Source organism: Lysobacter olei (genome assembly GCF_054777355.1).
The window spans coordinates 149,686-175,194 of sequence record NZ_BAAHAT010000004.1 but is presented as its reverse complement, the minus strand read 5'-3'; the positions used below and the strand labels follow the sequence as shown (position 1 = coordinate 175,194).

The window sequence follows — 25,509 nt, the reverse complement described above, 5'->3', positions numbered from 1 at the left end:
CCGCAAATCAAGGACGGCGCGCGCCCGTCGCCCTAGCCTGCCCGGATCAACCCCGCGATGCGTGCCATGCCCCTCATCGAACCTTCCGCCCGCGACTTCGCCCGGCGCCTGCTGCCCTTGCTGGACCTCACCCGCTTGGGCGACGACGACACGCCGTCGCAGGTGGAAGCCCTGTGTGCCGTGGCGCTGGCGGCCGATCCTGCGCCCGCCGCCGTCTGCATCTACCCGGAGCACGTCACCACCGCGCGCCGTTCACTCGGGAACGCCGGCATCCGCGTCGCCACCGTCGTGAACTTCCCGGAAGGCGAAGGCCGCCCCGCGCGCGTCCAGCGCGAAGCACGCCGCTCCATTGCGGCCGGCGCGGATGAAATCGACATGGTGTTTGACCATCAAGCCTTCCTCCGCGGGGAGATCACGCGGGCCCGGGACGGCGTGGTCGCCTGTCGCGAGGCCTGCGGCCGCGGCGTCACCCTGAAGCTGATCCTGGAATCGGGTGTGTTGGACGATGCCGCCCTGATTCGCCGGGCCAGCCAGATCGGCATCGATGCCGGCGTCGATTTCCTCAAGACCTCAACGGGCAAGACGGCGGTGGGCGCCACGCTGCCCGCGGCGGCGGCCATGCTGGACGCCATCGAGGCATCCGGCGGGAACTGCGGACTCAAGATTTCCGGTGGCCTGCGCACGCTCGATGATGCCGCGCCCTACCTAGATTTGGTGGACGCACGGATGGGGGTGGACTGGGCGAACGCCGACCATTTCCGCATCGGCGCCAGCGCGTTGTTCACCGCGCTCCTGGATGCCCTGCACGGACACGACGCCGCATGAGCACGCCCCACCTGGACGCCGAACCGGGCCAGATCGCCCCCACCGTGCTGCTGCCGGGCGACCCGCTGCGCGCCCGCCACATCGCCCGCGAATTCCTTACCAACGCCATTGAGGTGAACACCCGCCGCAACATGCTGGGGTACACCGGCACGCACCGGGGCCAGCGCATCTCGGTGCTGGGCAGCGGCATGGGCATTCCCTCATGCGCAATCTACGCCACCGAACTGGCACGCTTCCACGGCGTCAGGCGGATCGTGCGCGTGGGCACCTGCGGCGGCGTGGGCGAGGTCGCGCTCGGCGACATCCTGCTGGCGCAGTCGGCCAGCACCGACTCGCGGTTCAACCGCCTGCAGTTTGGCGGACACGATCTGTCGGCCTGCGCCGATTTCGGGTTGTTGCGCGCGGCCGCGGACAGTGCTTTACGCCTGGGCATTTCCGCCACCGTGGCCGGCATATTCAGCACGGACAGTTTCTACGGGGGTGACCCGCACCTGGTGGGGCACCTGCTCCGCCATCGGATCGCGGGTGTGGAGATGGAATCCGCTGGCCTTTATGGCCTCGGCCTGCGCGAAGGCTTCCGCGCGCTGTCCGTGCTCGCCGTCAGCGACCACCTGCAGCGCGACGAGCACATGGCAGCCGAACAGCGGGAACAAGGTTTGTCGACGATGGTGAGGCTGGTGCTGGAAGCACTGATCACCGACACGGCCACCTAGCCACCCCGTTTCAGCGCGCGATCCTGGGACGCGCCCCAGCAACGCCGCGCACGGCCACGGACGCCAGATACACAAAACCCCGCACGTTGGCGGGGTTTGCGAAGGGGTGTACCCTTTGAGTTTGGTGCCCAGGAGAGGACTCGAACCTCCACGGTTTTACCCGCTAGTACCTGAAACTAGTGCGTCTACCAATTCCGCCACCTGGGCATTTCGTTCGGCGATGTTGCTGCCTTGCGAGCCGCGTATTCTGGGACCATGCCCCCACCCTGTCAACAGTTTTTTGTCGTCTTGAAGAAGATTCCGTTCGCGGATACGGTTTGGGCACAACCAGTGAACCTGCGGGCGGTGCGCACGGCGCGTCGCCCGCTTCTACTTTTGGAGAAGAGCATGACCAAGCCCACCCCACCGCCCCTTCTGATTTCCCGCTTCGACTGCGAGCGCCTCGAAGCGCTGCTTGAGACGCCCATCGCACGCGGGCACGACACCCAGGCGCTGCAGGCCGAACTGGAGCGCGCCGAGATCATCGAGCCGGCCAACATGCCCGCCGACGTCATCACCATGAATTCCACCACCCGCTTCCTCGACGAGAACAGCGGCGAAGAACGCGAAATGACCCTGGTGTTCCCGCGCGATGCCGATGGCAGCGCCGACAAGGTGTCCATCCTCGCGCCCGTTGGCAGCGCCCTGCTCGGCCTGCGCATCGGCGACAGCATCCAGTGGCCCATCCCGGGCGGCCGCACCATCCGGCTGCGGGTGCTGTCCATCCAGTACCAGCCCGAGGCCGCCGGGGACTTCACCCGCTGACCGGCGCGGGGGCGCCCACGGTTCGCCCCAGCGACTGCGCTGGAGGCGAGGCCAGGGGCCGCGCCTCCCCGCCTGGCCGCCCCCGAGCGGCGCCCCCCTGCCCTGGCGGCGACCACGGCGGTCGCATCCTTTGCGACCGCCGCCGCATATCGTGCCGCCCCCGGCCCAGCCGCCGGGCCGGCGGTTAGAATCGCCCGGACCCTCCGAATGAGCGCGTAGCCGCGCATGACGTTTTTCGCCATGAAGTCCGCCCATGAATGATTCCGTAAGACCGGCTTTCCACGGCTTCGAACAGATCCCCCTGCGCGAGTACGCCGAACGCGCCTACCTCGACTACTCGATGTACGTGGTGCTCGACCGCGCCCTGCCGTTCCTCGGCGACGGGCTCAAGCCGGTGCAGCGCCGCATCATCTATTCGATGAGCGAGCTGGGCCTCAACGCCGGCGCCAAGCCCAAGAAGTCCGCGCGCACCGTGGGCGACGTGATCGGCAAGTACCACCCGCACGGCGACAGCGCCTGCTACGAGGCGATGGTGCTCATGGCACAGCCGTTCTCCTACCGCTACCCGCTGGTGGAAGGCCAGGGCAACTTCGGCTCCACTGACGACCCCAAGTCGTTCGCGGCAATGCGCTACACCGAGTCGAAGCTGACACCGATCGCCGAAGTGCTGCTGGGCGAGCTGGGCCAGGGCACGGTCGACTGGACGCCCAACTTCGACGGCACGCTGGAAGAGCCCTCGTGGATGCCGGCGCGCCTGCCGCACCTGCTGCTCAACGGCACCACCGGCATTGCGGTGGGCATGGCAACCGACGTGCCTCCGCACAACCTCAATGAAGTGGTCAGCGCCTGCGTGCGCCTGCTCGATGACCCGGACGCGACCACCCGCGACCTGTGCGAGCACGTGCTGGGCCCCGACTACCCGACCACCGCGGAGATCATCACCCCGCGCGCCGACCTCCTGCAGATGTACGAGACCGGCCTGGGCAGCGTGCGCGCCCGCGCCGTGTACGAAAAGGACGGCAACAACATCATCGTCACCGCGCTGCCGTACCAGGCCTCGCCGGGTAAGGTGATCGAGCAGATCGCCACGCAGATGCGCGCGAAGAAGCTGCCGTGGCTGGAGGACCTGCGCGACGAGTCCGACCACGCCAACCCGACCCGCATCGTGCTGGTCACGCGCAGCAACCGCGTGGACACCGACCAGCTGATGGGCCACCTGTTCGCCACCACCGACCTGGAAAAGAGCTACCGGGTCAACTTCAACGTGATCGGCCTGGACGGCCGCCCGCAGGTGAAGGGACTCAAGGCGTTCCTGACCGAGTGGCTGTCGTTCCGCACCGACACGGTCACGCGCCGCCTCAAGCATCGCCTCGACAAGGTCGAGCGCCGCCTGCACCTGTTGGCCGGCTTGCTGGTCGCGTACCTCAACCTGGATGAAGTGATCCGCATCATCCGTACCGAGGACGAGCCCAAGGCCGTGCTGATGGCGCGCTTCGGCCTCAGCGAGGACCAGACCGACTACATCCTCGAGACCAAGTTGCGCCAACTGGCGCGCCTGGAAGAGATGAAGATCCGCGGCGAAGAAGCCGAGCTGCTGGCCGAGCGCGACCGCATCGTCGCCACGCTGGAGAGCAAGGCCAAGCTGAAGAAGCTGGTCAAGGACGAACTGCTGGCCGATGCGAAGAAGTTCGGCGACGCGCGCCGTTCGCCGCTGGTGGCACGTGGCGCCGCGCAGGCGATCTCCGAGACCGAGCTGGTGGCCAGCGAGCCCATGACCGTGGTGCTCAGCGAAAAGGGTTGGGTGCGCGCGGCCAAGGGCCACGACATCGACGCCGCCGGGCTGAGCTACCGCGAAGGCGACGCGCTGCTGGCCTCGGCCAAGGCGCGCAGCACGCAGCAGGTGGCGTTCCTCGATTCGACCGGCCGCGCCTACTCCACCGTGGTGCACTCGCTGCCATCGGCGCGCGGCAATGGCGAACCGCTGACCGGGCGTTTCTCGCCGGCGGCGGGCGCGGCGTTCCAGACACTGGCCAGCGGCGACAACGACACGCGCTTTGTGCTGGCCTCCTCGCACGGCTACGGCTTCGTCACGCGCTTCGAGAACCTGACCGGGCGCAACAAGGCCGGCAAGGCAATGCTGTCGCTGACCCCGGGGGCGAAGGTCCTGCAGCCGGCACCCGTCGGTGCGGTAGATCAGGACCGCGTGGTGGCGGTGACCAACGTCGGCCACCTGCTCGCCTTCCCGGTAAGCGAGCTGCCCGAGCTGGACAAGGGCAAGGGCAACAAGCTCATTGATATTCCGAAGGCCAAGCTGGGCACCGAGCGCGTGGTGGCGGTGGCGGTGGTGCCGGCGGGTGGCACGCTGACGGTGAAATCCGGCGCACGCACGATGTCGTTGTCGTGGAAGGAACTGGAAGCGTACGTGGGTGCACGAGCGACGCGTGGTGGGTTACTGCCGCGTGGATGGCAGAAGGTGGATGGCCTGGATGTCTGATTGCTGGGCCGAGACACGCGCTGCGGCGCATCGACACCGCGCCGCTAACGAGGATTGAACGATGGAACCGGAGTTCTGGCACCAGCGCTGGCAGGAAAAACGCATCGGCTTCCACCAGCCCAAGGCGACACCGCTGATGCTCAAGCATTGGCCGTCCCTGGGTGTCGCCCCTGGCTCGCGTGTGTTTGTGCCACTGGCAGGCAAGTCGCAGGACATGCTCTGGTTTGCCGCGCAGGGTTACCGAGTGCTGGGCGTGGAGCTGTCGCAACTCGCGGTTGAGCAGTTCTTCGGCGAAAACGACTTGCCTTACACCATCACCCAATCGCCATACGGCCGGCATTACCGATCGGGGGAGATCGAACTGGTGTGCGGCGACGCATTCGCACTCGACACCCGGTTGCTCGAGGAATGCGACGCCGTGTTCGACCGTGCGGCGCTGATCGCGCTCCCGCCCGCGATGCGCGAGCGCTATGCAACTGAACTGTACGGCAAGCTGCCAGGCCGGTGCCGCGGACTCCTGATTACGCTGGAGTACCCCCAGCATGAGATGCCGGGACCGCCGTTCTCCGTTCCGGAAGACGAGGTTCGGCGCCTGTACGGCAAGCGCTGGACCGTGGACCTGCTGGAGCGCCGCGACATCCTCGAACAGGATCCCGGCTTCGCCGAGCAGGGCGTCACCGCGCTTCACACTGCGGTCTACAGGCTGGGCGCCCCGGCTTGAGCCCGGCGCCCTAATGGTGGCGCCACGCGGCCCATTCCGACGCAGGCCGCGCCGGCGAGAACAGGTAGCCCTGCCCCAGCTGGCACCCCATCTCCATCAGATAGTCGCACTGCTCCCGGGTCTCGATGCCTTCGGCGATCACGTCCATGCCCAGCGTGCCGGCCATCGCCAACACTGCACGCACCACGGCTTCGCTGCCGGCCTGCTCATCGCGACGCAGCGCGGCGACGAACGAGCGGTCGATTTTGAGCGCATGCAGCGGAAACCGATGCAGGTAGCTGAGCGAAGAGTAGCCCGTCCCGAAGTCGTCCAGGGCCGCCACCACACCGGCCTCGCGCAGGACTTCCAGGGTCGTCTGTACCTGTTCGGGGTTGTCCAGCAGCGCTCCTTCCGTGACTTCCAGGCGAATGCGCTCGTGCGGCAGATCGTGCGCATCGAGCATGTCCAGCACCTGGTCGGCCAACGCGGGGGACCTGAAATGCCGAGGTGAGACATTGATGGTGACGTAGCCCATATCCTCCCGCTGGGCCCGCACCATTCGGCAAGTCTTCTCGAACATCTGCCAGTCAATCTGCTCGACGCTGCCGCTCTCCTCGGCGGCCTCAAGGAACTCACCGGGCGCCAACACGCCGCGCCGCGGATGCCTCCAGCGCAGCAACGCTTCGTATCCCACCACGTGCCGGTCCTTGAGGCGCACGATGGGCTGGAAGTACGGAATGAACTCCGATCGGCGCACCGCGCGTCGCAGGTCACTTTCAAGCTCAAGCAGTTGCAATGCCTCGCCGTGCAGTTGCTCGTCGAAGATCTCGAAACGCTGCCGTCCGTGGGCCTTCGCCCGGTACATGGCCACATCCGCATCGCGCAGCATCTCCTCCGCGCGGAGGTAGCGCTCGTTCCCCAGTGCAATACCAATGCTGGCCGACGTGAACAGTTCCTTGCCATCAATGTGCATGGGTTTGCCCAGCGCGTCGATCACGCGTTGCGCCAGATGACAGGCCTCTTCCGGCAGGTTGACCTCCTCCAGCAACATCGCGAATTCGTCCCCTCCCAAGCGGGCGACCACGTCGGACGGGCGCACACAAGCCGCCAGGCGCGCTCCGGCCTGTTTCAACATCTCGTCCCCGGCATGGTGGCCAACACTGTCGTTGATGATCTTGAAACGGTCCAGGTCCAGGAACAGCACGGCGAAACTGTGATTGGGATTGCGGCTCCGCCGCGCCATCGCACGCTCGAGTGCGTCGTACAGGAAACTGCGATTGGGCAAGCCGGTCAGGGAGTCATGCAGGGTCTCGTGCATCAGTTGCTGTTCGACACGCTCCCTTTCGCGAATCTGCTCCCTCAATTCGCCCACCACGGACGCCAGCTCGCGCGTGCGACGCTCCACCCGGCTCTCCAACTCCGCCTGGGCCTGTTTCCGGTCCAGGGCGGTGAGGATATGCTGCGCCACAAAGGCCAGCAGCGCCCGGTCGTCCCGATCGAAACTCACGGACGGGTCGTAACTCTGCACGAGGATCGCGCCCCGAACGACGCCCTCAGCCACCATGGGCACGCCCAGCAGGTCCTCTGCCAAGGCGCCGACGAAAACCCCTTCGGGGATCCCCAGTTGCGCGCTCACCTGTTCAGGCGGCCCCATCACGGACTTGCCATGTCGGATGAGGCCAAGGGTGATGGTGTTGTCCATCTGCTCGGCAGGCACCTCCACATCGGTGTCGACCAAGCCCGGGTCCTTTTCGTCGGCGTGATAGATGAAGCGCAACGTGTCCCGCTGGGCGTCGTGCAAGGCGATCAGAAAGTTGCGCGCGTACATGAGGCTGCCGACGACCCCATGGATCCGCCCCAGCATCTCGTTCATGTCCAGCTCGGAGCTGGCCAGGTCCGCGATCCGGAACAGCGCGGCCTGCAACTGCTCGCCCCGCTCGCGCTCACGGACTTCTTCGGTCAGTGCGTGGGTGCGTTCCTCTACCCTCCGCTCCAGCTCTTCGTGCGCCTGCTTGCGCTGCAGGGCGGTCAGGATGTGCTGGGCCACGAACGCCAGCAGAGCACTGTCGTCCTGCGTGTAACGGTTGTTGGCGTCGTACGACTGCACCACGACTGCGCCACGGACCTGTCCCTCGGCAATCATGGGGACGCCAAGCCAGTCGACGCTGTCCGGTCCGTGTTCACCTGCACCGCCCAGCCCCATCTTTTCCCGCAACTGCCGCGACGGCCCCATTGCTGTCCGACCGCTGCGGATCACCGCCATGGTCAGGCTGTCACCCATGGCCGATGCCGGGAATTCCTCGTCAGCGCGGATGGGACGCGGATCGGCCCCGTCCGCGAAGTAAACGAAACGCACCGAATCCCGTTCCGGGTCGTACAGTGATATGTAGAAGTTCTCCGCGTACATGAGCCCAGCGACGACCGTGTGGATGCGGCGCAGCATCTCGGGCATGTCCAGCTCGCTGCTCGCCAGGTCCGCAATCAGGTAGAACGCACTCTGCAGCTTGGCGGCCTTTTCCATTCGCCCCGCGGCCCGGCGCGCGGCCGCCAACTCCACCTCGGCCCGCATGCGAGCCGCCAACAGGATCAGGAATGCGCGAAAGCCTGGCGGAAAGGTCTCCGGGAATCCCTCCGTTCCCGGCCAATCGGCCATGAACACCGCCTGCGCGAAACCCAGCGGAAATGCGACCCGCCGTTCGCCGGTGACCGCCATGTCGTCGACCGCGTGGCTTCGTTGGCGCCGGGCCAGGTCGATCAACCTCGTTTCGCCTTGCGACAGGGGCGTCGTCGGCCATTGGTGACGAAGGGGTAACCCGCCGCGGGTATGACCCGACACCCACACCAGGCGTGCATTGAGGCAACCGAACGCGGCCTCCGCGAGTTCCACCACGAGGGCATCCAGTTCCGCCAGGTTTGTCGGCACGGTCAGGAAATGGGCTGGTTGCGCGAGATCCGCTCCGATTCCGGCGGTGGAGTCGCCATTGTGACGGGGACCGGGATGCGACGTGGCCATTGCCTGAAGATGCAACGGCGCGGGCGACCGGAAACGGCCGCCCGTCGCCACCCCACGCTCACCTCAGGCCAGGGCCGCCTGATGCACGCCCGTCACCGCACGACCCGACGGATCGGCCATGGCGGCGAACGCGGCATCCCACGCAATCGCCGCCGGGGACGAACAGGCGATGGATTTGCCACCAGGCACGGTCTGCGCGCAGGCATCGCCTGGGAAGGACTGCTCGAAGATGCGGCGGTAGAAGTACGCCTCCTTGGTCTGCGGCGGGTTGATCGGGAAGCGCTTCTCCGCCTTTGCCAGGTCGTCGTCGCTGACGTGGGCTTCGGCGTGCGCCTTCAAACCATCGATCCAGCCGTACCCCACCCCGTCGCTGAACTGCTCCTTCTGGCGCCACAGGATCTCTTCCGGCAGGTATCCCTCGAACGCCTCGCGCAGTACCGCCTTCTCAATCCGGACGCTGCCGTCGCCGCGTGCGCCGGCCATCTTGCAGGCGGCGTCCATGCGCATGGCCACGTCCAGGAACTCGACATCGAGGAACGGTACGCGCGGCTCGACGCCCCAGGCCATCATCGACTTGTTGGCACGCAGGCAATCGTAGCTGTGCAACGCGTCCAGCTTCCGGACCAGTTCCTCGTGAAATTCACGGGCGTTGGGCGCCTTGTGGAAGTACAGGTAGCCACCAAAAATCTCGTCGCTGCCTTCTCCCGACAGCACCATCTTCACGCCCATGGCCTTGATGCGGCGCGCGAGAAGAAACATGGGCGTGGACGCACGGATGGTGGTCACATCATAGGTTTCGATGTGGCGGATCACCTCGGGCAGCGCGTCGAGCCCCTCTTCGAAGGTATAGGTGAACCCGTGGTGCACCGTGCCGAGCGCGTCTGCGGCAACCTGGGCGGCCTTGAGATCCGGCGAGCCGTCCAGGCCGATCGCGAACGAATGCAGCCGCGGCCACCAGGCTTCCGACTGGTCATCTTCCTCCACCCGACGGCGGGCGAAGCGCGCGGCGCAGGCGGCCACCAGGGATGAGTCCAATCCACCGGAAAGCAGCACGCCATACGGCACGTCGCTCATCATCTGGCGATGCACGGCACGCTCGAAAGCCTCGCGCAGTTCCAGCTTGTCCACCGCAACACCTTCGACAGCCTGGTAATCCCGCCAGGCACGCTCGTAATACCGGATCGGCGTCCCCGCGGCGCAGCGCGGATCGGCGCTGTCGTAGTAGTGACCCGGCGGGAAGGGCGCCACGTCGTCGCACACCCGGACCAGCGCCTTCATCTCCGAGGCCACCCACAACCGGCCGTCCGCGTCGTGACCCCAATACAACGGGCAGATGCCCATGTGATCGCGGGCGATCACGGCGCGCTGGCGGGCGCGGTCCCACAGGGTGAAGGCAAAGATGCCGTTCAATTGCCCCAGCCACGCGCCAATGTCCTGGCCGTCGCGGTACAGCGCGTTGACCACTTCGCAATCGGACCCGGTCTGGAAGGCATAGGGCCTGGCAAGCCGGCGCTCCAGCTCGCGATGGTTGTAGATCTCCCCGTTAACCGCCAGCACCAGCTCGCCGTCGGCCGAACGAATGGGTTGAGCGCCGCCGGCAGGATCGACGATGGCCAGGCGCTCGTGCACCAGGATGGCGGCCGCATCCACGTGGACACCACTCCAGTCCGGCCCACGATGCCGCTGCCGCGCAGACAAGGACAACGCAAGCGGGCGCAGCGGCGCGAGGTCCACGCCAGGACGGAGGTCGAAGACACCGAGGATGGAACACATGGCAGAAGTCCTTGGGAGGGAGGAAAGAAAAAGGCCCGCACTTCGCAGTGCAGGCCTTGGAGAGAGCGAGTAGCGGTTACGCGTGCTAGTCGCCGGCCTGCGGGAGGCTGGCGTTGTTATTCAGGTTATTGCCACGTACCGACACGCAACCGCACCCGAAACGGGCGAAGTGAGCGTGGGCGTGGGTGGCAACGGAGGTCATGGGTCGATCCTGCTACAACACCCTGCGGCGGTGCAAGGGACGTTTTCACCTGAAACGATGACGCCCAAGCCGGCAGCGCCCACCTCCGCTAAGCTGGGCAACGGAGGGGCCAATGATGAAATGGGTTGTCCGTGGGTTCCTGATCGTCGTGTCCGCCGCCACACTGTTGCTTGTGCTGGCGTGGGCGCTGCTGCGTGGCAGCCTGCCCCGGCTGGAGGGGGACCTGGCGCTGGCCGGTTTGTCCGCTCCGACCACGGTGCAGCGTGACGCACTGGGCACGGTGACCATCGACGCCGCCAACGAGGCCGATGCCATGCGTGCGCTGGGCTATGTGCACGCGCAGGAGCGCTATTTCGAAATGGACTTGATGCGCCGAACGTCGGCCGGCGAATTGGCCGACCTGTTCGGCCCGCGCGCCGTCAAACTCGACAAGTCGCGCCGCGTCCATCGCATGCGCGCCCGTGTCCAGCGTGATCTCGCGATCATCGCGGGTGACAAACGCGACGTGCTCCAAGCCTATGTCGAGGGCGTCAACGCCGGCGTATCGGCGCTGCGCGCACGGCCCTGGCCTTACTTCCTGTTGCGCACGCAGCCGACGGCGTGGCGCGCCGAGGACAGCGCGCTGACGGGCTACGCGATGTACTTCGACCTGCACGATGACAGCAACGCGCGCGAACTGGCGTTGTGGCGTCTTCAGGCGCGCGTGCCAGCCCCGTTGTTCAACCTGCTGGCGTACGACGGCAGTCGATGGGATGCGCCGGTGGCAGGCGCCTCGCGCGGCGATGCCCGCTTGCCCTCGGCCAGCGAGTTGAACCTGCGGGCGTTGCCGGGCCTGGTCTCCTCACCGACCCGCCCACTCGACGAACCCGCCGCCACCGGCAGCAACAACTTCGCCGTGGCCGGCGCATTGACCCGCGACGGCCGTGCCATCGTGGCCGATGACATGCACCTCGGCCTGCGCGCACCCAACTTGTGGTTCCGTGCGCGACTGCGCTATGCCGATGCGAAAGCACCTGGCGGTCGCGTCGATGTCACCGGGTTCACCCTGCCGGGGTTGCCGACCGTCGTGGTCGGCAGCAACGGGCACGTCGCCTGGGGCTTCACCAACGGCTACGGTGACTGGCTGGACTGGCGTCGCGAACGCCCCTGTCGCACCGGGTCGTCCGTGCACCCGTGTGACCCCATTGCCAGCCATGTGGAAACCATTGCCGTCGCGGGAGGCGACCCGGTGCGCTTCACGGTGGAGGAGTCGGATTGGGGGCCAATCCTGCATCGTGAGCCCGACGGCAGTGCGCTGGCACTGCGCTGGACGGCCCACCTGCCGGGTGCGCTCAACTTCGGACTCAGCCATTTCGCACGTGCCGGCTCGCTCGACCAGGCCCTGGCATTCGCCGATACCGCTGCGGTACCGGGCCAGAACCTTGTGATCGGCGACCGCGACGGCCGCATTGCATGGCGCATGCTCGGCCCGATGCCGCTGCGCGGCGAGGGCTGTTCGACCCGTCACCTGATGGAATCCAGCACCGCCTGTCGCCCATGGCCGGTGTCGACCGCCGGCGCCCCCACCGTCATTGACCCGCCGACCGGCCGCCTCTGGACGGCCAACAGCCGCGTGGTCGACGGAGCCGCCCTAGACCGCATCGGTGACGGCGGCTATGTGCTCGGCACGCGAGCACACCAGATCCGCGATGCGCTGTTCGCCAAGGAACGTTTTGATGAGCGGGCGTTGCTGGCCATCCAACTGGATGACCGCGCCATGCTGTTGACCCCGTGGTGGCAACTGCTGCGCGACAGCGCCGCCCGTACCCGCAGGCCGGCCCTGACCGCCGTGGCCTCCGCGGCGTCCCACTGGGAGGGGCGCGCGGCACCGGATGCGGTCAGCTACCGGCTGGTGCGCACCTGGCGGCTGGCCGTCAACCGCCGCATTGAGGACGGCCTGCTGGCGCCGGCCCGTAAGGCACTGGGACAGGACGCGCCACTGCCCGCACTCCCCCAACTGGAGGGCGTTGCTTGGCCGATGGTGACGGAGCGACCGCCGCACCTGCTGCCGGCAGGCTACGACTCGTGGGACGCGTTGCTGGAAGCCGCGGCCATCGAAACGCGTGACACGCTCCTGCGCGAAGGACCGCTCGAGCAGCGCGCCTGGGGTGAGCAGAACACGGCCAATATCTGTCACCCGCTGGCCGGCGCGCTTCCGTCCTTTGCCAAGCCTTGGCTGTGCATGCCGTTTGACCGGTTGCCGGGGGATACCGCCGTACCCCGCGTACAGACCCCGGACAAGGGCGCGTCGCAGCGAATGGTTGTCGCGCCCGGCCGGGAGGCCGAGGGCCTCACGCACATGCCCGGGGGCCAGAGCGGTCACCCGTTGTCGCCGTTCTGGGGCGCAGGACACCAGGACTGGGTCAAGGGACGCGCGTCCCCGTTCCTGCCTGGGACGACGGTGTTCACGCTGAAGCTCGCGCCCACTACGCCGCCCCAGCACGCAGAACTCTAATCGGGCACGACACCGTGCCCCGATTCAGGCGATCAGCATTCGTTTGATCAGCGCGAGGTACAGCGCGGGCAGCGCCTCCAGGTCCGCCACCCGGACATGCTCGTCGACCTTGTGGATGCTGGCGTTGACCGGCCCAATTTCGATGCACTGCGCGCCCAGCGGCGCGATGAAGCGTGCATCCGAGGTCCCGCCGCCGGTGCTCTCTTCCGGCGTACTACCAGCGAAGGCCGCCAACACCTCGCGGGCGTTGGCGCGCAACGCGCCTTCGGGCGTGTAGAAGGGCTCGCCACTGCGATGCCAGTGCACCGAATAATCCAACCCATGCGCCTGCAACACCGCTTCGCATTCACGCTCCAGCTGTGCCGCCGTCCAGCTCGGGTTGTACCGCAGGTTGAACAGCACCTGCAGCTCGCCTGGAATGACATTGTTCGCACCGGTGCCTGCATGGATGTTGCTCACCTGCAGGCTGGTCGGTGGAAACGTCTCATACCCCTCGTCCCAGCGTCGCGCGGTCAACGCGGCCAGCGCGGGCAAGGCCAGGTGAATGGGATTGCGCGCCTTTTCCGGGTACGCGACGTGTCCCTGCACACCTCGCACGGTCAACGTGGCGGAAAGGCTGCCACGGCGTCCGACGCGCAGCAGATCGCCCAGCACCGCCTTTGAGGACGGTTCACCGGTAACACACCAATCGATGCGCTCCCCGCGGGTGCGGAAGACGTCGGCAACCTTACGCACGCCGTCGATCGCGTCGCCCTCCTCGTCCGAGGTCAAGAGCACGGCGATGCGCCCCGGGTGCGTCGGATGCTCGCGCGCAAATCGCTCGGCCGCGACCACGAACGCCGCGACGCTGCCCTTCATGTCCGCCGCGCCGCGACCGTACAGCACGCCATCGCGAATCTCGGGCACGAAGGGATCGCTGGCCCACGCGTCGCGAGGCCCCGGCGGCACCACGTCCGTGTGGCCAAGCAGCACCAGGGTGGGGCCGTCGGTGCCGTGCACCGCCCAGAGGTTGTCCACCTCACCAAATGGCAGATGCTCGCAATCGAAGCCCGCGTGTTTCAGGCGCTGTGCCAGCAATACTTGGCAGCCCGCATCCTCGGGCGTGACCGAAGACCGGCTGATCAACTCGCGGGTCAGCGCCATCGTCTCGGCGCCCATGCCCTCGTCGCGCGTGCAGTCGTGCGTCACGCTGCCCTCCCTCTCCGCGTTGCTCACGCGTCCACGCCGAATCGCTTCTTGAAACCGTTGTCGCTGAAGCCCTGCGTGACCATCCCGTCCGCGGTGACCACCACCGGACGCCGGATCAGCTGCGGGTACTCCTTCAACAGCAGCTTCCACTCCGCGTCGGATCCCGGTGACTTGCGGTTCTCCGGCAACGTGCGCCACGTCGTGGACGACTTGTTGATCATGGCGTCCCAACCGCCAAGCTGGTCTTTCCAGGCCAGTAGCGTTTCCGGCGCCTGATGCTCGTCCCGGTAGTCAACGAAGCGGTGCGCCACGCCAAACCGTTCCAGCCACTTCATGGCCTTGCGGCAGGTATCGCAGTTCTTCAAGCCGTAAAGGGTGGTCATGCCGCTCAGTCCGCCAGGCCGCGGAGCAACTCATTGATGCTGGTCTTTCCAATGGTCTTGGCATCGACCTGCTTCACGATCACCGCGCAATACAACGAATGCGTGCCGTCCTTCGCCGGGAGCTGGCCCGATACCACGACACTGTACGGCGGCACGTAGCCGTAGCTGACTTCGCCAGTCATGCGGTTGTAGATGCGGGTGCTCTGGCCAAGGAACACGCCCATGCCGATCACGCTGTGGTGGCCCACGACCACGCCTTCGACGACCTCCGAACGCGCGCCGATGAAGCAGTGGTCTTCGATGATCGTCGGTGTCGCCTGCAGGGGCTCGAGCACGCCACCAATGCCGGCACCGCCCGAGAGATGGCAGTGCTTGCCCACCTGCGCGCAGGAACCCACCGTGGCCCAGGTGTCGACCATGGTGCCCTCGCCTACATGGGCGCCGATATTGACGAAGCTGGGCATCAGCACGACGTCCTTGCCGATGTAGGCACCCCGGCGGGCAATCGCGCCCGGCACCACGCGCGCGCCGAGCTTGCGGAAATCATTCTCGCCGTAGCCAGCGAAGCGCGCGGGCACCTTGTCCCAGAACGGCGCAGGCTGGGCGTCCACCACCTGCATCTCGTTGACGCGGAAGTACAGCAGCACCGCCTTCTTCAGCCACTCGTTGACCTTCCAGCCACCGTTGCCATCAGGCTCGGCCACGCGGAACTGGCCGTCTTCAAGCCCGCTGACCACGCTCTCCACGGCCGGGCGCAGCGAGCCGTCGATCTCGTCCAGGGTCAGCATGGTGCGGCGTTCCCAGGCGCTGTCGACCATGAACTTCAGCTCCTCCACCCCCGGCCCCTTGGGCACGGCCTTCTTGCGGGTGGACTTGCGAACGGTCTTCTTGGCAGGGCTCATCGGTTCTCTCCATCTAGGCAGGCCAGCAGCGCTTCACGGAGCGCCTGCTGCTGGTGGTCGTCGAGCGGCAGGTCGCGCCCGTCGGTAATCTGGAATACGTCCTCGGCGCGTTCGCCGAAGGTGGCAATGCGGGCATCGTGAACGCGCAGCCCTTGGTCGCGCAGTGCGCAGGCCACGTCGGCCAGCAGCCCGGGCCGGTCGTTGCACACCAGGCTGAGCACCGTGCGTGGCCTGCCGTTGGCGTCGATCGTGTTGAAGGCGACCTGGGGGGCGATGCGGAAGTGGCGCAGGTGGCGCGGCTGCGCACGACGGGCCGGACGGATGGACTGCAATGGCCCCGCCAATGCGTCTGCCAACCGACGCTCGATGTCCTCGGCCGACGGCGTGCTCCGCGGGTCGGCCGGCACGACTTCGAAGCTGTCGAAAATCGTGCGGTGCGGGCCATCCAGCACGCGAGCCTGTTGGATCGCGAGCCCACAACGGTCAAGCGTCGCCACGATGGCCGCGAACAGTCCATCCCGGTCCGGTGAATGCACGAACACTTCCAGCGCGCCTGCATGCGCCGACACCGGACGCACGCGCACGCGCGTGTCGCCCACCGCCACCCCACGCAGCGAGGCCGCCTGCCAGGCGATCTGGTCGGGGCGCCCGCGTTGGAAGCCCACCTCGGGCATGCGCGCGAACAACGCCTCCACGTCCTCGTCGCTGGCACCAAAGGCGCCCAGCATGGCCCGGGCGCCCGCGCGCGTCTCGTCGCTGCGCTCGGCCGCGGCCACCGGATTCTCCAGACCTCGGCGCAGGGCCAGGCGCGTGGCGGTGTACAGGTCGGCCAGCAATCGATCTTTCCACGCGTTCCACAACTTGGGCGAGGTGCCGGCAATGTCAGCGCACGTCAGCAAGTACAGGTGGTCGAGTCGCTCTCGATCCGCGACCTTGCTGGCAAACCGATGGATCACGTCTGGGTCGGCAATGTCCTGCTTCTGCGCGGTGACGGACATCAGCAGATGCTGCCGCACCAGCCACTCCACCAGTGCCGTGGCGCCTTCCGAGAGGCCCATCGTCTCGCAGAATGCCCGGGCATCCACCGCACCCAGCTCTGAATGGTCCCCGCCGCGCCCCTTGGCAATGTCGTGGAACAAGCCGGCCAGCAGCAGCAACTCTGGCTTGTGCAGGCGCGGCCAGACTTCATGCGCCAGTACGAATCGTTCGTCCGGAATGCCTGACGCGAACGATGCCAGGTTCTTCAACACCGCCAGCGTGTGCTGATCCACCGTGTAGACGTGGAACAGGTCGAACTGCATGCGCCCGGACACGTTGGAGAACGCTGGAATCCAGCGCCCCAACACGCCCAGTCGGGCCATGCGCGAAAGCGTGTCGACCGGCTTGGCGCCGCGAAGCAACTGAAGGAACCGGTTGCGCAGCGTTGGCGTCGCCTCGTCGTACGGCGGCACCATTGGCAGGGTTTCCGCCAGCGCCCGCGCCGTGCGCGAATGCAGTCCGCGAACGTCGGCGCGCTGCGCCCACACCGCGAACAACGCGAACATCGCGTCGGGCGTGCGCGGCCAGACCGGGTCACGGGCCGCTAGATAGCCGCGACGCAATTCGAACAGGTCATCGATGGGTTCGGGAACGGCCTCGCCCTCGAGCTGCTCCTCGAACCGCTGCAACAGGCGTTCGCCGATCCGCAGTACCAGCGCGGCACTGCGGTAGAAGCCCTGCATCATCTGCTCGACGCCGAGGTTGCCCGCGCTGTCCTCGTGCCCCAATCGCGCGGCGAGCAGCTTCTGGTAGTCAAAGCGCAGCCGCTCCTCGCGCTTGCCTGCGACCAGGTGCAGGCCCCAACGCAATCGCGACAGCGCCTGCCGTTCCCGGCGAATCGTCCCCACCTCGTCGGCACCCAGCAGGCCGATCGCGACCAAGGATTCCATGTCGCCCGTGCCGAGGATACGCAAGGCCATCCAGCGCAGGGTATGCACGTCACGCAGGCCACCGGGGCCTTCCTTCAGGTTGGGCTCCAGGTTGTCGGCGGTATCGCCATAACGCGCATGGCGCAGGCGCAGTTCCTCGCGCTTGGCGGCGAAGAATTCCCGCGCAGGCCAAACCGCCGCAGGGTTCACGGCGTGCTGCAGGGCGCGCGCTGCCGCTTCGTCCGCCATCAGCGGCCTGGACTCCAGCAGCGCCGTCATCACCGTCAGGTCGGCCGCGGCTTCGGTGCACTGAAGCGCCGAACGCACGGCATGCCCCGCCTGCAGCCCCGCATCCCACAGCAGCGCGACGAAGCGCGCCAGGGCATCCGCGTGCGCGGCCTGCGCCTCCGGTTCAGCCAACACCAGCAGGTCGATGTCCGATTGGGGGAACAGCTCGCCGCGGCCATAACCGCCCACGGCGAACAACGCCAGGCCTTCGCCCGCGCCGACACAGCGCTGCCAGGCGGCGACCACCTGCGCGTCCACGCCGGCGGTTCGCGCCTTCAACAGGCGGTCAATGTCGCACTCGGCCTTGAACGAAGCCGCCAACGTGGCATCCAATTGCGCCACCGCGGTACGCGCCTCGGCCGCCCACGTCGCGTCATCCAACGGCGAGGCGAACTGCGAAAGGCCGGCCGTCGGCGCCGGTGCGGGGGCCTCGTCGGCGCCCTCGGCACTCATAGGTCGTTGTCGTCGCCCGGCAGGCGGGTCAGGATCTCCACGCCGTCCTCGGTCACCGCCACGGTGTGCTCCCATTGCGCCGACAACTTGCGGTCCTTGGTCACCACGGTCCAGCCATCCGGCAACAGACGGGTGTGGCGCGCGCCCTCGTTGATCATCGGCTCGATGGTGAAGGTCATGCCCGGCTTGAGCACCACGCCCTCGCCCGGGCGGCCGTAATGCAGGACCTGTGGGTCCTCGTGGTAGACCCGGCCGATGCCATGGCCGCAGTACTCGCGCACCACGCTGAAGCGCTCGGCCTCGGCGTACTCCTGGATGGCCGCGCCGATGTCACCCAGCGTCACGCCCGGCTTGACCATGCGGATGCCGCGGAACATCGCCTCGCGGGTCACTTCGACCAGGCGCTTGGCCATGACCGAGGGCGTGCCCACGTAGTACATGCGGCTGGTGTCGCCGTGCCAGCCGTCCTTGATGACGGTGACATCGATATTGACGATGTCGCCTTCCTTCAACACCTTGCCGGGGCTGGGAATGCCGTGGCAGATGACGTTGTTGACCGAGGTGCAGACGGTCTTCGGGAAGCCCTTGTAACCGACGTTGGCCGGGATGGCCTGCTGCACCTTCACGATGTGGTCGTGGCAGATGCGGTCCAGCTCCTCGGTGGTCACGCCCGGCTTCACGTGCGGGGCGACGATCTGCAGCACTTCGGCGGCCAGGCGGCCGGCGATGCGCATCTTCTCGATTTCTTCGGGGGTCTTGAGGGTGATTGCCATTTGCACATTATCCCTGATCCGCAACGGGGCTGCCTGTTGGTTGCTGGGGTAAGTGCGCTTGGCGCTGCCGGACGGGAGCGGGCGATGGGCTTGGGGTTGTTCCAGCCCTCCATCGCGGCATCCTGCCGCGAGTCGGGCCGCGGGCCATCCCTGGCCCGCTTTTCCACAACCCCAAGCCCATCGCCCACTCCCTCGCCACCAGCCCCAACGCCCCAAGTTGCCCTGAAGGGGTGTCCGGGCTAAACTTCCGCGGCTATGTGTCCGGGTTGTCCGGCCGCATACCGCCCACGCCGGGCGTCAGTGATGGGATCCCACCCCTTCCCAGGCGAATACACACCTGCCGCCACAGCCCGTCCCGGGGTGCCCTCAAGTCCTTATGGATCAAGGGGTTCGGAGACGGAAGCGACAGGGAGGCCCAACCCCGGAACCCTCGCCCCGCCCCGTGCGCGGGCAGGCCGCCCACATTCCCGCGGCCGGGTTCCACTGCCTGGAGTTTCAAGCAATGCCCCAGATCACCATGCGCCAGATGCTGGAAGCCGGCGTCCACTTCGGCCACCAGACCCGTTACTGGAACCCGAAGATGGGTCCGTACATCTTCGGCGCCCGCGGCAAGATCCACATCATCAACCTCGAGAAGACCGTTCCGCTGTTCAACGACGCGATGAACTTCATCTCGGGCGTCGCCCAGAAGCGCGGCATGATCCTGTTCCTGGGCACCAAGCGCTCGGCGCGTGATGCCATCAAGGAAGAGGCTGAGCGCTGCGGCATGCCGTTCATGAACCAGCGCTGGCTGGGCGGCACCCTGACCAACTTCCGCACCGTGAAGCAGTCGGTCGCCCGCCTGAAGGAGCTGGAAGCCGCTGAAACCGACGGCACCTTCCAGAAGCTGGTCAAGCACGAAGTGCTGGGCCTGCGCCGCGAGCGCGACAAGCTGGAAGCCTCGCTGGGCGGCATCAAGGACATGAACCGCCTGCCCGACGCCATCTTCGTGATCGACATCGGCCACGAAGACATCGCGATCAAGGAAGCCAAGAAGCTCGGCATCCCGGTCATCGCCGTCGTCGACACCAACTACAACCCGGAGCTGGTTGACTACGCGATCCCGGGCAACGACGACGCCATCCGCGCCGTGCAGCTGTACGCCCGCGCCGCCGCCGACGCCGTGCTGGAAGGCAAGGCTGCCGCTCCGCAGGCCGGCGTGCGCGAGGAAGAGTTCGCCGCTGCCGCCGAGGGTGAGGAAGCTGGCGAGGCCCCGAAGGCCCGTCGCGCTCCGGCCAAGAAGGCCAAGGCCGACTCGGCCGAGTAAGCGTGTTGTAACGCCGCCGCGCCACATTGGCCGGCGGCGTTCACCGCGGTGGCCGCGCGCCACCGCCCACTTTCGCCGGTCCGGACGCAGCGGGGAGCCTGTGCCCCGCCCCTTCCGGCCCCACGCAGCCTGCCCGCTGCGCCCGGCCCGGCCACACATCGAGGTAAATCCCCATGGCAGAAATCACCGCCTCCCTGGTCAAGGAACTCCGCGAGCGCACTGGCGCCGGCATGATGGAGTGCAAGAAGGCCCTGACCGAGAACAACGGCGACATCGACGCCTCCGCCGAGTGGCTGCGCAAGTCGGGCCTGGCCAAGGCCGACAAGAAGGCTGACCGCGTGGCCGCTGAAGGCCGCATCGCGGTCGCCCAGGACGGCGGCAAGGCCGTGCTGGTCGAGATCAACTCCGAGACCGACTTCGTCGCGAAGGACGAGAACTTCATCGCCTTCACCAACGCCGTCGCCCAGGCCGCCCTGGCCGCTGGCGCCGCCGATGCCGAAGCCGTGAAGGCCGCCAAGGTCGCCTCCGGCGAGACCGTCGAGGAAGCCCGCGCCGCCGCCATCTCCAAGCTCGGCGAGAACATCCAGGTCCGTCGCCTGGCCGTGGTCAACACCGACAACAATGTCGCGGCCTACGTGCACGGCGGCAAGATCGGCGTGCTGGTCGAGCTGAAGGGCGGCGATGCCGACCTGGCCCGTGGCATCGCCATGCACGTCGCGGCGATGAACCCGCCGTACGTCAAGGCCGCCGACGTTCCGACCGCCTTCGTCGAGAAGGAAAAGGAAATCGAGCTGGCCAAGATGAGCGACAAGGACAAGGCCAAGCCGGCTGACATCCTCGAGAAGATCATCAGCGGCAAGATCAACAAGATCGTCAACGAAGTCACCCTGTACGGCCAGCCGTACGTGCTGAACGGCGACCAGACCGTCGAGCAGGCCGTGAAGGCCGCCGGCGCCGAAGTCATCGGCTTCCAGCGCCTGGTGGTCGGCGAAGGCATCGAGAAGGTCGTGGAAGACTACGCTGCCGAAGTGGCGAAGGCGATGCAGGTCTGATCCTGCCGCGTCACGACGTCGCAGTACCGAAAGGTCGCGCTCTGCGCGACCTTTCTTTTTTGGGGCCTGCCAGACGCACCAGAGCCCGGCGGGCGGCATCCCACCCCTGCGATGCGACCACCGCCCACGAGCGCGGGGCGCGTCAGTTACAATTCCATCCGCCCACGCCACTGCCAGAGTCTCCCCATGTCCGAACTCGCCTACCGCCGCGTCCTCCTGAAACTTTCCGGCGAGGCGCTGATGGGCGACGAGGACTATGGCATCGACCCCAAGGTCATCAGCCGGCTGGCCCGCGAGGTGATGGAGGCCCGCGAAGCCGGCGCCGAGGTGGCCCTGGTCATCGGCGGCGGCAACATTTTCCGCGGCGCAGGCCTGGCCGCCGGCGGCATGGACCGGGTCACCGGCGACCAGATGGGCATGCTGGCCACGGTCATCAACGCGCTCGCCATGCAGGATGCGCTGGAAAAGCTCGGCGGCAAGGCCCGGGTGATGAGCGCCATCAAGATCAACGACGTGTGCGAGGACTACATCCGCCGCCGCGCCATCCGCCACCTGGAGAAGGGCCGGCTGGTGATCTTCGCCGCAGGCGTGGGCGCCCCGTTCTTCACCACCGACTCCGGCGCGGCCCTGCGCGCCGTCGAAATCGGCGCCGACCTGCTGCTCAAGGCCACCAAGGTCGACGGCGTGTACGACAAGGACCCGAAGAAGCATGCCGATGCGGTCCGCTACGACCAGCTGACCTACGACGAGGTCATCGCCCGCGACCTGCAGGTGATGGACACCGCCGCCTTCGCCCTATGTCGCGACAGTGATCTGCCACTGCGCATCTTCGACATGAGCCAGCCGGGCGTGCTGCTGCGGATCCTGCGTGGCGAGAGCATCGGTACGCTGGTGCGGGGCCGCAACGGCACGCAGGCCTGACGCGACGCGCCCCAGGCCGCCCATGTCGCTCCACCACCACGGCAATGACGGTCACGGCCACGGGCATGACGGCACCCGCGCTTTCGCCGCGGTCACGCTGATCAACCTGCTGTACACGATGCTGGAAGCCGGCTACGGCTTCGCCACCAATTCGCTGGCATTGCTGTCGGATGCGCTGCACAACTTCGGCGATGTGCTGGGGCTGGGGTTGGCGTGGGGCGCCGCCGTCATTGCCCGGCGCCCGCCTAGCGGCCGCCATACCTACGGCTGGCGCCGCGCCACCCTGCTCTCACCACTGGCGAACGCCACGCTGTTGGTCGGGTTTTCCGGCGCGCTGGCCTGGGAGGCGATCCGCCGCTTCACCGCCCCGCCCGACGTGCCGGGCGTCCCGGTCATGGTCGTGGCCTCCATCGGCATCGCCGTCAACCTCGGGGCCGCCTGGCTCGTGCGGGACGGCCACGCCCACGACCTGAACCGGCGCGGCGCCTTCCTGCATCTGATCGCCGACGCCGCGGTCTCCCTGGCGGCCGTGCTCGCCGGCCTGGGCATATGGTGGCTTGGCTGGGCCTGGCTGGATCCCGCCATTGCGCTGCTGGTGGGCCTGGTGGTGGCCGTCAGCGCCTTCCTGCTGCTGCGCGAAAGCTTTGACGCGGCAATGGACGCCGTCCCCAAGGCCATCAACCAGGACGCGGTCACCGCTTTCCTGCAGGAGCAGCCCGGGGTGATCGCGGTGCACCATGTGCATATCTGGTCGCTGGGCGCGGGCGAAGTCGCCATGACCGCCCACCTCGTGCGCCCCTACGACGAACACCACGACAGCTTCATCGACGCGCTCAACCATGCGCTTGATGAGCGCTTTGGCATCAACCACCCCACGTTGCAGGTCGAACACGGGCAGGCCTGCGAGCACGACCAGCACGAACGGGCGCCGCACGGGCACCACGGGCACGGGCACGGGCACACTCACTCCCACGACCATTGAATCGGCCGGGAGCGACCATTCCTCGCCGCAGCGGGCCTCGGGGTCATGCCAATGGCCGCCGCCACGGATCCCGCGATCGCCGCCTTCATGGCCCGTAACCCCCCTGCTCCCTCTATAATCCCGCGATTACCGCTACAGGATCGGAGCCGGCGATGCTCAACGACATCAAGAAAGACGCCCAGACCCGCATGGCCAAGAGCGTGGAAGCCTTCCGCCACGACCTGACCAAGCTGCGCACGGGCCGCGCATCCCCCGCCATTGTCGACCACCTGAAGGTCAACTACTACGGTTCGGACATGCCGCTGACCCAGGTCGCCTCGGTCACCGTCAGCGATGCCCGCTCGCTGGTCATCACCCCGTGGGAGAAGCAGATGGTGGCCGCCGTGGAAAAGGCGATCATCAACTCCGACCTGGGCCTGACCCCGACCACCGCCGGTACGGTCATTCGCATCAACCTGCCGCCGCTCACCGAGGAGCGTCGCAAGGACCTGACCAAGGTCGTGCACTCCAATGGCGAGGATGCCAAGGTCGCCATCCGCAACATCCGCCGCGACGCCAACCACCAGGTCAAGGAGCTGCTCAAGGAGAAGCTGGTGACCGAGGACGACGTGCGTCGCGCCGAGGACGAGATCCAGAAGATCACCGACAGCGCCATCAAGGACGTGGACGAGGTGATCAAGGCCAAGGAACAGGAACTCATGGCGGTCTGACGGGTCTGTACCGTCTCGCATGAGCTCCGACACCACGCCACCCGCAACGAACGCCGGCCGCGTCCCGCGCCACCTTGCCATCATCATGGACGGCAACGGCCGCTGGGCCGAACGCCGTCGCCGCCCGCGCATGATCGGCCACCGCGCCGGCGCGAGGGCGGTCAATGCGTGCATCGACTTCTGCCTGGCCCGTGGCGTCCAGGCGCTGACCCTGTTCGCCTTCTCCAGTGAGAACTGGGGCCGGCCGGAGGACGAAGTCGGCGCCCTGATGAAGCTGTTCCTCAACGCGCTGGAAAGCGAAGTGCAGGAACTGCACCGCCGCGGCGTGCGCGTGCGCTTCATTGGCGAACGCGAACGCTTCAACGAGGCCATCCGTGCGCGGATGCACGCCGCCGAGGCCCTGACCGAGGCCAACTCCGCGCTGCACCTGAGCATCGCCGCCAGCTACGGCGGCCGCTGGGATATCACCGAGGCCGCACGCGCACTGGCGCGGGACGTGGCCGACGGCCGGCTGCGCCCGGAGGACATCGACGAGGCCGCCATGGGCGCGCGCATCGCGCTGTCCGACCTGCCCGCACCCGACCTCTTCATCCGCACTGGCGGCGACCTGCGCATCAGCAACTTCCTGCTGTGGCAGCTGGCCTATACCGAGCTGTGGTTCACCGATACGCTGTGGCCTGACATGAACGCCACCGTCCTGCAGCAGGCGCTGGACGACTATGCGAACCGCGAGCGCCGTTTCGGGCTGACCGGCGCACAGGTCGCCGGTCGGCAAAACGAGACTTCCTGATGACCCAAACCCGTCTGCTTGCCGCCCTGGTGATGGCCCCCGCCGCCATCGCCGCGATCCTGTTGCTGCCCACGCCCTGGGTGGCCGCACTGTCGGCCGTGATCTTCCTGGCCGGCCTGTGGGAATGGTTCGACCTGGCCGAAATCGAGGACACGCTGGCGCGCACCGTGCTGCTGGTCGCGCACGTGATGATGATCGCGGCGATCGTCTGGGCCTCGCGCACCAGTGCCGGCACCACACTGGCCCTGTACCAGCTTGCCTCGGTGATTGGCGTGATCTGGTGGCTGCTGGCGCTGGCATGGCTGGGCCGCTATGAGTTCGCCAGCAACCACGAAACTTATGCCCGGGTGTTCAAACTGGCGGCCGCGGCGCTGGCGATGATTCCTGCCTGGTGCGCGCTGGTATGGATCCATGCCGGCGAGCCCAATGGCCACCGGTGGTTGCTGACCGCACTCGCCATCGTCTGGGCCGCCGACTCGGGCGCGTATTTTGTCGGCCGCAAGTTCGGCAAGCGCAAGCTCGCCCCCCGCATCAGCCCCAACAAGACCGTCGAAGGCCTGGTGGGCGGACTGGTCTGCGGCCTGCTGGCTGGCATCGGTTTCGCCCTGCTGGCGGGCGCGAGCCTTGGACAGCTGCCCGCCGTGGCGCTCGTCGCCATCGTCGCCGCGCTGTTCTCGGTGATCGGCGACCTGTTCGAAAGCCTGCTCAAGCGCCATGTGGGCGCCAAGGACTCCAGCCACCTGATCCCGGGCCATGGCGGCATCCTCGACCGGGTGGACGGCGTGATCGCCGCGCTGCCCGTGTTTGCGTTGGGCAAGGCCCTGCTGGGCTTCTGA

General features: G+C 67.3%; 20 protein-coding genes and 1 tRNA gene. 13 read left to right on the top strand and 8 right to left on the bottom strand.

The genetic code is table 11. From position 1 onward, the window contains the following. Positions 1 to 66: 66 nt before the first annotated feature. Entirely contained in the window at positions 67 to 825 is a 759-nt protein-coding gene (gene deoC, locus ACYVBS_RS07390; RefSeq protein ID WP_460822797.1) for a deoxyribose-phosphate aldolase, read from the top strand. After that, a complete protein-coding gene (gene deoD, locus ACYVBS_RS07385) occupies positions 822 to 1,538 on the top strand; it encodes a purine-nucleoside phosphorylase (RefSeq protein ID WP_460822796.1) in 717 nt (238 codons plus the stop codon). Before deoC ends, deoD begins: the two co-directional genes overlap by 4 nt. 122 nt (positions 1,539 to 1,660) lie before the next feature. On the opposite strand, the gene ACYVBS_RS07380 is transcribed toward deoD, so the two are convergent. Next, positions 1,661 to 1,745, bottom strand: a tRNA-Leu gene (locus ACYVBS_RS07380). A gap of 180 nt (positions 1,746 to 1,925) precedes the next feature. Between ACYVBS_RS07380 and rnk the strand changes: the two genes are divergently transcribed. The 3 genes from rnk to ACYVBS_RS07365 all read left to right on the top strand — a co-directional run bounded on the left by rnk (position 1,926) and on the right by ACYVBS_RS07365 (position 5,557). Beyond that, complete coding sequence (gene rnk, locus ACYVBS_RS07375; RefSeq protein WP_460822795.1) at positions 1,926 to 2,342, top strand: nucleoside diphosphate kinase regulator; 417 nt, start codon at positions 1,926 to 1,928, stop codon at positions 2,340 to 2,342. Positions 2,343 to 2,595: 253 nt separating this feature from the next. Beyond that, positions 2,596 to 4,836, top strand: coding sequence for a DNA topoisomerase IV subunit A (parC, locus tag ACYVBS_RS07370; protein ID WP_460822794.1), 2,241 nt, complete (start codon positions 2,596 to 2,598; stop codon positions 4,834 to 4,836). A 61-nt stretch (positions 4,837 to 4,897) separates the two neighbouring features. After that, entirely contained in the window at positions 4,898 to 5,557 is a 660-nt protein-coding gene (locus ACYVBS_RS07365) for a thiopurine S-methyltransferase (protein WP_460822793.1), read from the top strand. Positions 5,558 to 5,567: 10 nt separating this feature from the next. Here the strand turns inward: ACYVBS_RS07365 and ACYVBS_RS07360 are convergent, their stop codons facing one another. Both ACYVBS_RS07360 and asnB read right to left on the bottom strand, forming a co-directional pair. Beyond that, complete coding sequence (locus ACYVBS_RS07360) at positions 5,568 to 8,459, bottom strand: bifunctional diguanylate cyclase/phosphodiesterase (protein WP_460822792.1); 2,892 nt, start codon at positions 8,457 to 8,459, stop codon at positions 5,568 to 5,570. A gap of 153 nt (positions 8,460 to 8,612) precedes the next feature. Beyond that, on the bottom strand, positions 8,613 to 10,322 hold the full coding sequence (asnB, locus tag ACYVBS_RS07355; protein WP_460822791.1) for an asparagine synthase B: 1,710 nt from the start codon (positions 10,320 to 10,322) through the stop codon (positions 8,613 to 8,615). A gap of 314 nt (positions 10,323 to 10,636) precedes the next feature. Here asnB and ACYVBS_RS07350 point away from each other — a divergent pair, with 314 nt between their 5' ends. Next, a complete protein-coding gene (locus ACYVBS_RS07350; RefSeq protein WP_460822789.1) occupies positions 10,637 to 13,018 on the top strand; it encodes a penicillin acylase family protein in 2,382 nt (793 codons plus the stop codon). Between the two features lie 24 nt (positions 13,019 to 13,042). Here the strand turns inward: ACYVBS_RS07350 and dapE are convergent, their stop codons facing one another. From dapE to map, 5 genes are all read right to left on the bottom strand, one after another. Next, positions 13,043 to 14,161, bottom strand: coding sequence for a succinyl-diaminopimelate desuccinylase (gene dapE, locus ACYVBS_RS07345; RefSeq protein ID WP_460823012.1), 1,119 nt, complete (start codon positions 14,159 to 14,161; stop codon positions 13,043 to 13,045). A 68-nt stretch (positions 14,162 to 14,229) separates the two neighbouring features. After that, positions 14,230 to 14,589, bottom strand: a complete 360-nt coding sequence (locus ACYVBS_RS07340; protein ID WP_460822788.1) for a Spx/MgsR family RNA polymerase-binding regulatory protein — start codon at positions 14,587 to 14,589, stop codon at positions 14,230 to 14,232. A 5-nt stretch (positions 14,590 to 14,594) separates the two neighbouring features. Then, positions 14,595 to 15,491, bottom strand: coding sequence for a 2,3,4,5-tetrahydropyridine-2,6-dicarboxylate N-succinyltransferase (gene dapD, locus ACYVBS_RS07335; protein WP_460822787.1), 897 nt, complete (start codon positions 15,489 to 15,491; stop codon positions 14,595 to 14,597). Beyond that, entirely contained in the window at positions 15,488 to 18,139 is a 2,652-nt protein-coding gene (gene glnD / locus ACYVBS_RS07330) for a [protein-PII] uridylyltransferase (protein WP_460822785.1), read from the bottom strand. The genes dapD and glnD overlap by 4 nt, the downstream gene beginning before the upstream one ends. Beyond that, positions 18,136 to 18,912 carry a type I methionyl aminopeptidase gene (map, locus tag ACYVBS_RS07325; RefSeq protein ID WP_460822784.1) on the bottom strand — a complete coding sequence of 259 codons (777 nt, stop codon included), beginning with the start codon at positions 18,910 to 18,912 and terminating at the stop codon, positions 18,136 to 18,138. The genes glnD and map overlap by 4 nt, the downstream gene beginning before the upstream one ends. Positions 18,913 to 19,414: 502 nt before the next feature. On the opposite strand from map, the gene rpsB reads away from it, so the two are divergent. The 7 genes from rpsB (at position 19,415) to ACYVBS_RS07290 (ending at position 25,509) form a co-directional block, all read left to right on the top strand. Further along, positions 19,415 to 20,218 carry a 30S ribosomal protein S2 gene (gene rpsB / locus ACYVBS_RS07320; protein WP_460822783.1) on the top strand — a complete coding sequence of 268 codons (804 nt, stop codon included), beginning with the start codon at positions 19,415 to 19,417 and terminating at the stop codon, positions 20,216 to 20,218. Positions 20,219 to 20,391: 173 nt separating this feature from the next. Beyond that, positions 20,392 to 21,270 (top strand): translation elongation factor Ts, encoded by an 879-nt coding sequence (gene tsf / locus ACYVBS_RS07315; RefSeq protein WP_460822781.1) that lies wholly within the window; start codon positions 20,392 to 20,394, stop codon positions 21,268 to 21,270. A gap of 186 nt (positions 21,271 to 21,456) precedes the next feature. Beyond that, positions 21,457 to 22,191, top strand: coding sequence for a UMP kinase (gene pyrH / locus ACYVBS_RS07310; RefSeq protein WP_460822780.1), 735 nt, complete (start codon positions 21,457 to 21,459; stop codon positions 22,189 to 22,191). Between the two features lie 22 nt (positions 22,192 to 22,213). Continuing rightward, positions 22,214 to 23,173, top strand: a complete 960-nt coding sequence (locus ACYVBS_RS07305) for a cation diffusion facilitator family transporter (RefSeq protein ID WP_460822779.1) — start codon at positions 22,214 to 22,216, stop codon at positions 23,171 to 23,173. 152 nt (positions 23,174 to 23,325) lie between these two features. Further along, positions 23,326 to 23,883: a ribosome recycling factor gene (gene frr, locus ACYVBS_RS07300; protein WP_460822777.1), complete on the top strand. Its 558-nt coding sequence runs from the start codon at positions 23,326 to 23,328 to the stop codon at positions 23,881 to 23,883. Between the two features lie 19 nt (positions 23,884 to 23,902). Further along, the gene (gene uppS / locus ACYVBS_RS07295; protein WP_460822776.1) at positions 23,903 to 24,673 is read left to right on the top strand and encodes a polyprenyl diphosphate synthase; all 771 of its coding nucleotides are present in this window, start codon (positions 23,903 to 23,905) and stop codon (positions 24,671 to 24,673) included. Next, positions 24,673 to 25,509 carry a phosphatidate cytidylyltransferase gene (locus tag ACYVBS_RS07290; RefSeq protein ID WP_460822775.1) on the top strand — a complete coding sequence of 279 codons (837 nt, stop codon included), beginning with the start codon at positions 24,673 to 24,675 and terminating at the stop codon, positions 25,507 to 25,509. Before uppS ends, ACYVBS_RS07290 begins: the two co-directional genes overlap by 1 nt.

Coding starts and splice junctions, on each gene's coding strand:
- dapD (WP_460822787.1), bottom strand. CDS start 15,491: ATGAGCCCTGCCAAGAAGACCGTTCGCAAGTCCACCCGCAAGAAGGCC.
- dapE (WP_460823012.1), bottom strand. CDS start 14,161: ATGGCGCTGACCCGCGAGTTGATCAGCCGGTCTTCGGTCACGCCCGAG.
- rpsB (WP_460822783.1), top strand. CDS start 19,415: ATGCCCCAGATCACCATGCGCCAGATGCTGGAAGCCGGCGTCCACTTC.
- tsf (WP_460822781.1), top strand. CDS start 20,392: ATGGCAGAAATCACCGCCTCCCTGGTCAAGGAACTCCGCGAGCGCACT.
- map (WP_460822784.1), bottom strand. CDS start 18,912: ATGGCAATCACCCTCAAGACCCCCGAAGAAATCGAGAAGATGCGCATC.
- parC (WP_460822794.1), top strand. CDS start 2,596: ATGAATGATTCCGTAAGACCGGCTTTCCACGGCTTCGAACAGATCCCC.
- ACYVBS_RS07340 (WP_460822788.1), bottom strand. CDS start 14,589: ATGACCACCCTTTACGGCTTGAAGAACTGCGATACCTGCCGCAAGGCC.
- ACYVBS_RS07365 (WP_460822793.1), top strand. CDS start 4,898: ATGGAACCGGAGTTCTGGCACCAGCGCTGGCAGGAAAAACGCATCGGC.
- rnk (WP_460822795.1), top strand. CDS start 1,926: ATGACCAAGCCCACCCCACCGCCCCTTCTGATTTCCCGCTTCGACTGC.
- deoC (WP_460822797.1), top strand. CDS start 67: ATGCCCCTCATCGAACCTTCCGCCCGCGACTTCGCCCGGCGCCTGCTG.
- pyrH (WP_460822780.1), top strand. CDS start 21,457: ATGTCCGAACTCGCCTACCGCCGCGTCCTCCTGAAACTTTCCGGCGAG.
- ACYVBS_RS07350 (WP_460822789.1), top strand. CDS start 10,637: ATGATGAAATGGGTTGTCCGTGGGTTCCTGATCGTCGTGTCCGCCGCC.
- uppS (WP_460822776.1), top strand. CDS start 23,903: ATGAGCTCCGACACCACGCCACCCGCAACGAACGCCGGCCGCGTCCCG.
- ACYVBS_RS07305 (WP_460822779.1), top strand. CDS start 22,214: ATGTCGCTCCACCACCACGGCAATGACGGTCACGGCCACGGGCATGAC.
- deoD (WP_460822796.1), top strand. CDS start 822: ATGAGCACGCCCCACCTGGACGCCGAACCGGGCCAGATCGCCCCCACC.
- frr (WP_460822777.1), top strand. CDS start 23,326: ATGCTCAACGACATCAAGAAAGACGCCCAGACCCGCATGGCCAAGAGC.
- glnD (WP_460822785.1), bottom strand. CDS start 18,139: ATGAGTGCCGAGGGCGCCGACGAGGCCCCCGCACCGGCGCCGACGGCC.
- ACYVBS_RS07290 (WP_460822775.1), top strand. CDS start 24,673: ATGACCCAAACCCGTCTGCTTGCCGCCCTGGTGATGGCCCCCGCCGCC.
- asnB (WP_460822791.1), bottom strand. CDS start 10,322: ATGTGTTCCATCCTCGGTGTCTTCGACCTCCGTCCTGGCGTGGACCTC.